This window comes from Paenibacillus sp. FSL H8-0175 (assembly GCF_045040615.1).
In the GTDB taxonomy this organism is placed as follows: Bacteria; Bacillota; Bacilli; order Paenibacillales; family Paenibacillaceae; genus Paenibacillus_AQ; species Paenibacillus_AQ odorifer.
This window is the reverse complement of the sequence record NZ_CP150299.1, coordinates 654,282-667,266: the sequence shown is the minus strand read 5'-3', so window position 1 is coordinate 667,266 and position 12,985 is coordinate 654,282. Positions and strand designations below refer to the sequence as shown.

At 46.3% G+C, this 12,985-nt stretch carries 5 protein-coding genes; all 5 read right to left on the bottom strand.

What is annotated here, in order from left to right; translation table 11 throughout:
* Positions 1 to 790 precede the first annotated feature (790 nt).
* Positions 791 to 7,165, bottom strand: coding sequence for an S-layer homology domain-containing protein (locus MHH46_RS02950; RefSeq protein ID WP_076193730.1), 6,375 nt, complete (start codon positions 7,163 to 7,165; stop codon positions 791 to 793).
* Between the two features lie 19 nt (positions 7,166 to 7,184).
* Positions 7,185 to 8,063: a carbohydrate ABC transporter permease gene (locus MHH46_RS02945; RefSeq protein ID WP_081383335.1), complete on the bottom strand. Its 879-nt coding sequence runs from the start codon at positions 8,061 to 8,063 to the stop codon at positions 7,185 to 7,187.
* Positions 8,063 to 9,040 carry a carbohydrate ABC transporter permease gene (locus tag MHH46_RS02940; RefSeq protein WP_081383334.1) on the bottom strand — a complete coding sequence of 326 codons (978 nt, stop codon included), beginning with the start codon at positions 9,038 to 9,040 and terminating at the stop codon, positions 8,063 to 8,065. The genes MHH46_RS02945 and MHH46_RS02940 overlap by 1 nt, the downstream gene beginning before the upstream one ends.
* A 34-nt stretch (positions 9,041 to 9,074) precedes the next feature.
* On the bottom strand, positions 9,075 to 10,475 hold the full coding sequence (locus tag MHH46_RS02935; RefSeq protein WP_076193728.1) for an extracellular solute-binding protein: 1,401 nt from the start codon (positions 10,473 to 10,475) through the stop codon (positions 9,075 to 9,077).
* A 93-nt stretch (positions 10,476 to 10,568) separates the two neighbouring features.
* A complete protein-coding gene (locus MHH46_RS02930; RefSeq protein ID WP_076193726.1) occupies positions 10,569 to 12,983 on the bottom strand; it encodes a hypothetical protein in 2,415 nt (804 codons plus the stop codon).
* Between the last annotated feature and the right edge of the window lie 2 nt (positions 12,984 to 12,985).

Genomic DNA, 12,985 nt, shown 5'->3' with positions numbered 1-12,985 from the left:
ATGAGACTGCTCCATAGGCTGGGTTCCGCAGGTAAGTCACTAAATCAGCCCTTGGGGTCATGCCAATAGCGACTCACTGCATACATCCTCAGACACTTTCGGCTCAGGCACGCAACACCGCATACATCCTCAGACACTTATGGACTCAGAGGGCGTTATTTGCTCAATTACCGCCTTTTGGGCACAGTTTCGGACTCCAGTGCAGCTATTTCATTCAAAGTGGCTCTGTTCGGGCGATTTTTATGCCAATAGCGACTATGGAGTCCGATAGCACGCCAAAAGTCGATAAATGCAACGTTTAGGGACTACTGGGTCCGTTGCCGCCGAGTCACACTCATCCTTTGGGCTTACGCACCTAGCACGATAACACGAATACACTCTCAAGTACTTACAGATCTAGGTACGATAACACCGAGTGCATCCTCAGACGCTTACGGACTCAGGAGGCGTTATTGGCTCAATTACCGCCTTTTGGGCACATTTTCGGACTCCAGTGCAGCTATCTCATCAAAAGTGGCTCTAATCGGGCGATTTTCATGCCAATAGCGACTATTGGGTCCGATAGCACACCAAAAGTCGATAAATGCAACGTTTAGGGGCTACTGGGTCCGTTAGCGATCTCTTGCGTGCAAATTACATACCATGAAGCAAAGTTTGTTTTAAGAGCGTGGTGGATACGAGCATGAGATTAGGCGTTTGGGGTTGGCAGCAAAAAAACACAGGTGCCCAGCAGTCATGATCATGACTACGGGACACCTGCGTCTTTTTTATATCTTGTATTGCTGCACGATTATTGAAGCTGCTCAAACAGGCGGAAGATCACGGTCGCTGCTTGCGCTCTTGTAGCCTTGCCGTTTGGTCCAAATTGGTTGGATGTCATACCGTTAATAATTCCACTAATACGCATCGCTTCTACAGCTTTGGCTGCATCCGCAGACAACTGGTTCACATCAGAGAATGCTTCACCAGAAGCCTTTGTTCCGTCGGTCAATGGGATATTAATCGTCTGAGCCAAACGATAAATCATGACCGCCATTTCCTGACGAGTAATCTCCTCGCTTGCACCAAAGTTGCCATCCGCTTTGCCTTTAACAATACCGAGCTTTTGAGCGCTCGCAATCGGACTGGCATACCATGCCCCATCCTTAACGTCTGTAAATGTGCTTACAGCCGTCTCATCTAGTAAATCAAAAGCGTTCATCAATATTTTGATGAATTCTGCACGGGTCACATTTCCACTTGGATTAAAGTGTTCAGCATCCATCCCTTGGATTGCGCCTCGTGCTGCGAGTGCTTCAATACTGTTTACCGCCCAATTAGCTGTAGCGGTATCTTTGAATGAAACATTCGAGTGAACCACTACATAACTGCCAAGCTGTTGCAAATTTAACTCAAGCATCTGTGTTCCTGTATTAAATCTTCCGTTCTTAACGATCTCTAGTTGCTGATTACTGTTCAAGTAATAAACCACTACTTTATGTGCTTTCTCACCAGACTTCAGCGTATAAGGAAGTGCCAGCTTGATCCCCGATGTCTTCAGTACATCGCCTGGAATAATCACACCATCTACGCTAAGACTGATGTCTTTAATTGTACCTGCATTCAACTGACTGCTTACCGAAAGTGGCAATCCGGATATATCTCCAGTGCCCACAATAAGCTTAAGTTTGCTGTTCTTAGCATCTTTGTAAGTCTTAAGGAAATTTTCCGGCAGCATTATGCTTGCTGTTCCTGTATCAATCTTGAGGGATTTAACATTCCCCGCTGCTGCCAGTGACTGCAGTGGCAGCTCAACTACAATTTGTTTCGCGTTTCCGGTAGGATTCACGACAATGGACAGAATACCATCCTTTGCATCCTTTGCTGCCTTTTCAACATCTGTGGCAGCCAGTTCAGCCAATGCTTTTCCATCTGCTCCGATAACCATCTGGACAATGATTTTACCATTGCTTACAGCAGGGGCAGCTGTCGCAGACGCGCTAGGCGAAGGTTTTGCCGTGGCTACAGGCACATAAGTACCCGGTGCCTCTGTTGGTTTCGGCGTTGCCGTTGGCGTTGGTGTCGTTGTCGGTGCAGGTGTTGGCGTAGGTGTTGGCGTAGCTTCTGAAAGCAACTTCAGGCCCGCAACCGCCGCAGTAAGCTGACTTAATGCCTCATCAATGTCTGCCTGAGTAGCAGTTCCACTCTCCAGCAACATCACTGCACGTGCTACCTCTTTCTCAAGAGTATTCCAGCTCTCCTCTACATAAAGGCTCTTATCCAGAGCCTCTATTGCTCTAAGCTTCTCCTCCAAGGCTGCCGTTATGAGAGGTGGATTTACAGAAACTAATGTTAAGGTATACGTTCTGGTCGTTGTTTTATCCAGTGCCGTCACAATGACCTTGTAACCCGTTTGAATTTCTCCCGCAATAGTAATGCTATCGGGTTCATACACAGCGAAGGTAACCCCTACCGGCACAGTAAGTCCTTCCTTCAGCTCATCAAGTGTAGTCGTATCCGGTAAAATAATTTCTTTGGCTACCTGATCAATAGATCCGCCCGGAATTGTGATTCCGCTGATCGTTGCATCATGAGCTTCGACAGGCTGTAAGGCTTCAAAGGCATTTTTCAAATTGGAATATGCCACATTAATATCACCATCGGTAGCACCGTCATTTGCATAAGTGGCTTTAGCAGCCTCTAGTGCAATGCGTAGTGCCTCCCATTGCTCAGGCGTTCCGGTATAATTCTCTTCATTTACCGAAGGATCTTCCGCTGTATCAATGGCTGCTTTAAGTTTAGATTTATCGTACCTCACACTGATGCGGCAGCTGGCAGCAATATCGGTGCCCGCCACTTTACCAAATATAGTGAAGTCTGTAGCAATGGTGAGTTTGTTAAGGGGAATTTCCTCCCATACCACACTTGCCAAGCCTGTCGTTTTATCGGCGTAAGTTACCGTAACCTTAGCTGGAAGATTAGGCACGACGTTAACTGTCGTACTCACCGCAATCTGTTCAATGCTTACAATCGCACCATGGTCGCCGGGAGCAGGAACTTCTCCTTCTGGCTTAGACGAAATTGCCCGCCATTCCTTAACGCCTGTCCAAATACTAGTGGACTGCTTATTAAGAATCAAACGGAGTTTATCCGTCTTCACCTCGTCAAAGGTTACCTCGTTAAATGCATTTCTTGCTTTGCCTTTCTCGCTCAAGCCCGTTACCGGCACATATTTTCCGGCATCCTTATCCCAATATTCGAAGCTATAATCTCCCGGTACCTGTACACCGCCTTCATCATCATAGAAGTACACGGAGCTGCCTGACAAAGTCACGGGCTCTTTCCAGGTCAGTTGTAGCCAGTGGCTTTCACCGGGACCGCCCCAGTTCCCATACTGAGTTTCTGCTTCGCTATTGTAAATACTTGCTGAAGTATAAGGGATATAACCATCATTAACGCCATACACAGACTCCCATGCCGAAGTGTAAGAGGCACTAGGCGTAGCCAAAAGGGCAGCATTTCTGTATCTAAGGTTATCCACCGCCATCCGCATTTGATCCGTTGCCACTTTGATCTCTTCCAGTGTATATTCTCCCTGAGCCAGCAATGCCTTGGCAGCAGTCAGTGCAGCTTGCAGCTCTTGCCATGTTGCCGCAGTAAAATCATCCTTGTTCCGGACAAGTCTGCCGGAATCCCGATCCGCAAACTTCGCGATCATCTCTGTCAGTTCTGCAGTAGCTACAAATACGGTGACTGGAACCTTCACGACAGTTTCAAGTTCCCCATCGCTAACAGTCAGGCGGTATTCATATTCACCAGTCGCCTTAAAGGTTGCTTGCAGCATGGCCTTATCAAGCCCTGTCTCCTCTACTTCTCCTTCACCTGAAATCTTCTCCCAGGTATAAGTCAGCTTGCCACTTGGCAATCCATCATCAACGATTTGCGGCATAATCGTCAGAGGCACATTTTGCTCAACCTTCAATGGTGTTTCTAGATAAACCTTTGGTGCCTGATTGGCAGCCGCCTTAACCTCCAGATTATTGTTGTAGATCTGAATCTCCTTGATGGCGGTCGCAAGTTCCAGCGAATGCGTCACATGAATGCGAATCGCTGCAGTGTTAACCTTTTGGAACTCTACATTGTTATAGTTGGAAGCAATATACTCCGGATAGCGGAATTGCCCCTCCACTGGTTTCCAACTTCCATCAGCATCCTGATATTCGACACCGAATGTCTGTGGTGTACCATAACCGTTCAGAAGCCGGTCATTATAGAAATAGACTTTTACATTGTCCACAGCCTGGACTCCATCAAATTTGAACGTAACCGTATCGACGGAATTCGGCGAACCTCCGAATAAAGCTGTGTTTGACGTATGATTAATCGATGCGATTGTCGAATTGTCCGCCAGGTTGCGGATGTTCGAACCGCTCTTGATATAAGTCGATTCAACAGTAGTGCCTGAAGCAACAGCCAGATTCGTACCGTCATTAACAATATCTACGCCTGCTTTATTAAACATATCGACAGTCTTCTCATTGCTAGCTAGGGATGTTTGATCTGCCGCAGCAAGTGTCGTAGCACTGCCTTTTTCATATAACACCTGTGTCTTCGAGTTATCGCCAACAGCCCCAGTTACATCACCTGAAGGTTTTTCCACCTTACCAGTAGCTGTATCATAAATCAGATGGGACATTTCGTTAGTTGTCATTACGAGTTCATCATTAATGAAGAGCGAATAACCTGCTGGAATACCTTGATAATGAGGATTGTCGCTGTATTTAGCAGGATCCTGCCATACGATAGATAAGTTAGCATCATGATAACGCACGTTATCTACAGCAAAATAGTCATAATCAACATTAATCGGCCATAGCTCGATCTTGTCATCTGTCCGTGGCTGAATACCCGCCATATCTTCAACCACAGTGTAATTCATCATGCCAAGCGTATCGTGGTGAATCCATGCCCGTACCATATCTCCACTAGGGTTAGGAGGATTGTCTTTTGTCCATGGCGTGCCGAAGAAGTAATCCTCCAGCCAGAAAAATTCATTAGAGTCCAGGTGGTCCGTATTGCCCGGCTCCACTGTATGCAACCAAGCGCCCCAATCAAACAGTGTTTTGTAAACGTCACTATTGATGTTATCTATAGGATAATAGCGCAGAGAGGCACGAACGGTATTAATATAGTTGCCGAAGTTACACCATGCGAACTGGTCTGTACCGAAGGCATCCGTCTTGCCATTCTTGAAATCTTCCACCCGCTTCATAATGCTGTTCTGATCCGCTGTAAAGAAAGGAAAGATCGGATAATAATTCGGATCTGCGTAATCAGACAACTGGGATAAATATTTCGCCTCATATCCTTCTTCACCTTCAGTTGGTACTACACCAAAGTTAAAGACAAACATGTTATTATCCCGCCAAGGGTTGAATACATCGGTACCACCCACAACTTTTTTGTGCAAAAAGCTGCCTGTACCATTCGTATCTGCCACACCGTCACCATCAAAGTCAGCCTTGTCGTACCACATCTCATTCAGAATTGAATTCTTAATATTCTGCGCCACAGTGTTCATTTTAGCTGCACCCGCAGTATCCCCAAGCTGCTCGTACATCTTCGCTGTTGCCACTGCATTGGCGTAGGTAGTAGAAGAACCATCCAGCCTAGCATAGTTACCACTGCCATTCCAGTGCATGGATACGGTATCTCCGTCATTACCTGTAATCGGACCATGGTTATAATAAACAAGATTTGGATTAGTGCCTTTAAAATGTTCAAGTGTGCCGGTAACATCAGTGGCGGAAAAATCAGCGAACTTCTTCAATATTTCCTGACCACCACCGTAAATCTTGTAAGCATCCCAGCCTACTTGCGACGTGTTCTGCATCATATCCCAAGTCCAGATGTTAGGACGTCCGGGATTATTTTTATAGTTCTTATTCTCGGAATATTCCCCTTGAGCCAGCCAGGTTCCATACAAGTAGGAAGGATCACGCAGCCATTTCAGATCCTGCATCGCCCAAGGTACACTGACCGTAATCCCGTTGTTGTAGCCAAGAACGCCCTCCATGTTCATCGGGAACTGCCAGTCATTGCCCGGAATGTTGGCATCCAGCAAATTAAAGCGGTTACACCACCAACGATAATAAAGTACCTTCTTCACATTCTCATCGGGAACATCGATATATGGAATGTTCTCTGCCCACCACTCGTTGTACTCCCGCACCTGTGCGGAGAAGGCTGTATCATTGCTGTCAGCAGCCTTAAAGCTCTCATAATGCAGCTTTGAGCCTGGTATTTCATCCGCGAGCCAACCCATGACTACCTTTTGGTCAACGGAGCCACCGGCGGGCACTGTAATCTCTTTAACCAGTTCATTTCCGGAAGGACTCATGCCGTTTCCGCTCAGGTGAACATCCACGTAGGACATTGCTTCAACTACCTTTTGCCCAGCTTTGCCTATCATTAGCGGAGCAGCCACTCTGTAACCCACCAGCTCATCACCCTCAGCCGCTGAGACAAAAGGTGATTTAACCTTTATCGTCAACGTTATATCGCTGGCTGTAGGATTCTTCAATTGAAGCAGCGTTACAGCACTGTTATAGCTGGAAATAAATTTCCGCTGGTTAATCTCCAGGCCTCCGCTTGTGTAGGTCTGATTCTCATGACTCGGGTAGTTCTTCCGCACATTTTTCTGTTCCGCCAAGTCTCCTGTAGAAAGGGTGATGTTATACATCGTGTCCTTGTTCAAAGTATCCGCGTAATGCACTGTTCCCACAAAACCCAGCTTGGTATTATCCTGAGTCTTCATGTACAAAGCGCTTCCCCGGCTGAACAATGTATTGGCGCTAACTTCGTCGTTGACATCATCCGGAATGACACCTTCGTTAACTAGCAAGGCGTCAAGCCAAGGCAAATCGGAATTATCTTTTGCAAAAGCCTCAAAATCAAAAGCTTCAATCGCTTGCATCATTTCTCCGACGGTGACATCGCTGAAATTAACGCCTTCCTTAACAATAGAATTATCCTTCCACTTCGCCTGCCCGTAATCGGTGCCTACACCTTCATGATAGAAATCAGTCGTGTAGTTAGCCGATACGGGAACAATCCCTGCATTTAATACCACAGCCGCGCATAATGCCGCTACAGAAGCTCTTCTGGGCCATTTATGACTTGTCATTTGGATGAATTCCTCCTTTTTATCCCTTGATTCCTGTTAATGTAATGCCCTCAACAAAATATTTGTTGCCGATCAAGAAAAATACTAGACAAGGAGCTGTAACGACGAGCGCCAGTGCCATGACCTGTTCATAGTTCGGAATGCGCATCCCGTTCACAATATACAAGCCCATAGGCAGCGTATAATCTGCTTCAGTCTTTAAATAAATCATGGTGTAGAAAAATTCATTCCAACAGTTGATAAAGCTGAACAACGCCACAACAATCATTGCGGGACGTATAAGCGGCAGCATGATGCGGGAGTAGATACGGAAGTAACCCGCACCGTCAATCTTGGCAGCTTCACTGAGTTCTAGCGGAATCGTCATAAAAAATTGCCGGAGCAAAAAGACAAAATACGCGTTGCCGCCTGCACAGAAAAAGGCCGGAATAATAAGAGCAGGTTTGCCAGCTAGTCCCAAAGAAGTGTACAGAGAATATTGTGGCAGCAGGGTTACGGCACTAGGCAGCATCATCGTACTGATGACCAGCACGAACCACATCCCGCGCAGCGGAAAGTTCAGCTTAGCAAAGGCATACCCAGCAAAGCTTGTCGTCAGCACCGTCCCGATCACATAAGGAACTACAATCGAAACTGAATTCCAGAGCTGCCGCAGGAACTGAATACGTTCCAACCCAAGCCGAAAATTATCGACATTTAGTGACTCAGGGAAAAACACAGGCGGCCGCGCCAGTATTTCTGTATGGCTCACGAAGGCACCTCGCAGCAGCCAATAAAGCGGAAAAGCAAACACCACTGCGAGCAGACAGGAGAGCAGAATCAGCCCGGTATTGATGGCTTTAGCTCTTTTCTTTTTTTTCTGGATACTTGTATAATTCATAATTGCGGTAGCCGCCATTATCTCGCCTTCTTTCTTTTGCCCATCGAATCGTCCCTTTTAAATGCGCCCTGGAAGTAGAACAGCACACCAGTAATGGCCATAGTGATTAGGAAGACGACCCATGCCTCAGCAGACGCCAAACCGCGCATCCCTACCTGAACAAATGAATGGTCATAGATCATAACGTTGATAAAATAAGTCATCCGATCGGGTGCACCATTTCTGGACAACACCACACTTTGCGTATAAATCTGGATAGAGGTCATCATGCACATAATCAATTGGAAAAAGAGGACAGGCTTGATCGTCGGATAGGTTACTTTGAGGAACTTGTGCCAAGCATTTCCCCCGTCCATCTCGATAGCTTCCAGCAATTCTCCCGGAACATCCTGCAGCGTAGCGATGAACACAACAATCGTCCCACCACAGGTCCACAAGCTCATGATAAACAATGTCTCAAAAATACGGATGGGATCTGTCAGGAAATCAACAGGGGCAATTCCTATCTGCAATAAAATCCAGTTAAGCAATCCACCCTTGGCTTGGTTCTGTAGAAGCATCTGCCACACAATTGTTGTCGCCAGCATCGGAACTACAGACGGCAGAAAGAATATAGCCCGCATCAAGTTTCTGCCGATAAATTTACGGTTCAATAAGAGTGCAACAATCAGACAAAAGGTGATTACAAGCGCCACGTTAATGAAGGCATAAATCAAGGTTACCGTTATGGATTTCTTGAATTCGGAGCTGGTATTGGTGAATATGTACCGGAAATTATCCAGTCCAATCCACTCCATAACTTGGCTTCCGCTCATAATCGTTATTTTATGAAAGCTGTAAAACAAACTGGCCAACATCGGATAAAGCGTCAATACCAAAAATCCAATAATGGCCGGTGCTGCAAACAAATATCCAGCCACCGCCTCTTTGGTGACACCTCTGGCATGCTTTTTAACATAGACCGCAGCCGTTTCGGTTTTGCTCTCTGGGTTCATAAGCAATAGCCCTCTTTTCAAATATAAGCTCTAATTAGGAAACCTTGCCGCTCTCGAACAACTGCTTGATCGCTGGCATGATCGCGTCATAGACTTCTTTAACACTTTTCTTACCTGCCAACGCCTGATCAATAGATTTCTCATATTCAGTATTCATCTTGAGGTAGGCAGGAACGTAATATGCAGGCCATTGTGCGATAGAGTCTTTCGTTGTGGAATAACTAAGGATAGTTTCTTTTGCGCTTTCAGGAAGATCGGAGGTCCACTTTTCAACCAAGGTAGGATCGGTATACCAATCTGCCTGGTTCGGCAACCACGCACCACTCTTCAGCAGCTCCAGACTGTTCTCAGGGTTGACCATGTAAGCATAGAATTTCTTGGCTTCCTCAATGTGCTTCGATGTATTGTACACAACAAGCGGAGCACCACAGTTCATCGTTACTGCCTTTTCCATCTTAGGCAGAACGCCAACGCCGATATCTTCATTACCTTTGATATTAGCTAGATCCCAAGAGCCGCTGATTGCCATGGCATAACCACCACTCAAAGCGTCTACCGCAGAACCAATTCCAGAATTCCAAGTGTAATTGAAAGCGGATGCAACCTTGTCTTTGTTAACGAGATCAGCTAGCTTCTGGATGGCATCAACTGTTTTGGGAGAATCCCATTGAAACTCCCTTCCATCCGGGGAAACAATCCCGCCACCGTTGGCATAAGCTGCCCAGAAGTGGTGGAACTCCCGTCCCGCTGTCATACCAAGCCCGTAGTTCTCGGTCAGAGCAGCATCAAAGCCTTCATCTGCCGCTGTTTTTCCTTTAGTATCTGTCGTTAGCTTTTTCGCGTTTGTCACGAATGTATCCCAATCCCACGCATTTTCAACTTTGGAGGGTGGATATTCAAGACCTGCTGCATCAAATTTGGACTTGCTATAGTAAAGCAGCTCCAACTGGTTGGATAGGCCGACTCCAATCACTTTTTGCTCAGGTGAATGGATTGTAATCGCTGATAGTTTTTCAGGAATGCTTCCGTCCGCTAATAAATCGCTGATATCTTCGATAATTCCCATTTCATTGTACTTTTGGATATCGCCTTCACCCATATAACTGATATCTGGAAGTTCACCGGATTCGAGCCGAGTCTGAATAAATGTATCAAAGGAGCCATCTGCTGGAAGTACTTGTGCATTGATTTTCACTCCGGTGTCGGCTGTATATTTTTCTGCTGCCGCTTCTACCAGCTTTTTCTGTACATCATCACCCCAATACAATAATTCCAAGGTTACATCTTTATCAGGCGTAGTTTCTTTGTTGGCTGCTCCAGACCCTTCAGATGCCTTTGGAGCCGCGTTGTTGGAATCGCCCGAACAGCCTGCCAGTGCGGAAAAAACCATCATTGATGCTAAAGATAGAACTAGAGTACGTTTTCCAAACTTCATGTTTGTTGCCTCCCTTTTTTTCATATCTATTTATTTCAAGCCAAGCATTTAAAGCTTTAGCCTAAAATCATCATGGTTTGTCATTCTTAGCGATTACAGACAAGGGCTGAATATTCCTCCGCCTGCCAGTCTTACGCGAGGCTCTAGTATCCCCTCAGTTGTGCGATATTCGAGCTTATCCTCAAGCAGCACATATCTTGACGGATATGCAGCGTAACTTGTTACGATCCAGCCCTCCGAGTCTTCTTCAATATAACCGTTAATACAGCGCATCTTTCCGCGTGGATCCCTGTACAAATATGTGGTTGTCCCGAAGCCCATTAGATAGGCCACTAGCTCCTCCCCCATATCCCAATCATCTCCTGTCACACCCGAGAACAGCGAAGCAAACAAGGAATCACTTGCCCCCACAAATACGGATTGCCCAAAACGGTTTCGCGACAATTCTGGCATGTTCAGGTTAGGAGCTGCCACACTATATGTAGAGGCTGCCTCTCCAGGCAACAAACGGCGTGGAGTAGAGCGTACATTCCAATCGTAACAATTGAATACTGCCATCGTAGAACGGTAAGCGGCTTCCAAATATTCAGGGTCTCCAAGGAATTCATAGGCAACCCGGGATGCACCTGCTACCAATCCACCCCAAAGGGAATGAATCATATACGACAAAGCTTCCCACCAGCGATCCGGATTCTGCACTCTGTAATCATTACTGAATCCGATATTTGCCAGAATTAGTTGCCCATAACGCTGAGCCTCCTCTTTATTTCCAAGGTGACACAATGTTTCACAGGTAGGACCAAATCCTGCATTATCGTAAAAATGCTCCGTTATAGCTCCCTCATACTGCTGTATCCCTGTCTCCAGATTTCTGCCAAATTGCTCCCATAAGGTAAGTAGACGTTTATACTCTTCTGAAAGACCGCTCTGCTTCAGTGCCTCTAATAAATCAAGAATATAGAGCACAAATATACCATTTAGACGGCTCTCATCCTGTTCACGCTGCCCACTATGCCGATCAGGGTCTAGGCGAAGGCACATGATTTCGGCAGCCCATTGTAGATATTCTCTAGGAGAATGAATTTTAAGTAACGAACCATCCATTCGTGACAATAGATAAAAGACATGCCCAATATAATCCAGATCATAAATGCGGTAGAATTCTCCATACAAGGGACGCGGATGATTGAAATCTCCGCCTTCAAACCAATGCTCCTTCACATCCAATACTGCGGCAATCTCGGCCTTAGCTACTTGTTCGGGGACAGCCTTGGCCATGCTATTCTTCATCAGAAGAAAAGCAACCTTACCCAGCGATTCTCCCTGATTCGATAGCGGACGGAAGGCATATGGCCTCTCAGCCTCACCTGTCCCTCCAAAGTTGTTATTTACCAACCACTCGGCTCTCTTTTCCAGAATCAGGTCAATCGACTCCAGTACATTCCAGACCAGGATATCGGTCCGTCCATCTTCTAGCCCCAGCTCCAGCTTATGTTCTCCCGGCTCCAAACGCTGTAAAGATATAGTGTAGCTGCTGCCTGACTCCAACCGTACAGCTTCGTTCGTAATATTCTCCTGGCGGATCAGCTCCGTTGCCGTTGAAGTGCTATACAAACGCAGCTCACGTAGAGCCTGGCCCTGCGGCAGATCAACAACAGCTTCGAACCTTCCTCCCCGGGTTAATACAGGCGTATAGCTCCAGCGCGGATGTCCATAGGCCATACCCTGCCTATAGAAATCATCTCGATTCTGACAGGGATGGAATATGTATTCCCAGCTGGAGGTCTCTCCAGCGTCAAGATCCAGCGGACTGTAAGCGCCACCATATATCCAGTCGGCAGCTGCAGATTCGGTCATAGATGATCCGTCCTCCACCAACGATAACCGATGATACAGCAGACCATCCAAAGAAGGGGAAACCTGCTCAAGAAAACGATTCTTATAACTACAATAAGTACCTACGGTTACTGTTCTGCCCTGAACACCATAAACACCCAGATGTGGTGCTTCGTTGCTCCGTCGAATGGCAGCAATTTTAGCGAAATCTCCACCAAGATGGGGGAATACTGCACAGGACTGACTCATATTGCGCTGCACATTTTCATCTCTGTACATGACATAAGCGAGCGAAAACCACACATGAAGTCCATTAATTCTTACAGACTGTGTTGAGCGGTTCATAGCTTCAATAGTCCATCTTAGTCGCTCATCTTCCAAAGAATATGTAAGTCTGATTGCAATCGGCGCGCCTTCAAAATCCACAATTACACGGTGTTTTCCTTCTAGCGTGATATTGGGCAACAGATCAGTGCTTTTTATGATATTCCCGTCTAGCTCTATTGTCCATTCTCCGAATAGCTTATCTGTATCCGCATAACCTGCCTCTTCCAAATAAGACGGATCAACTACCCAGTTCATTTCACTAGGGTCGCCCTGTAATATCAGAGACTGAAGTGCTCCGCGGTCGCTTAACTCCATCCTGAAATTTTCGTTGCCTAGAATCGTCATTG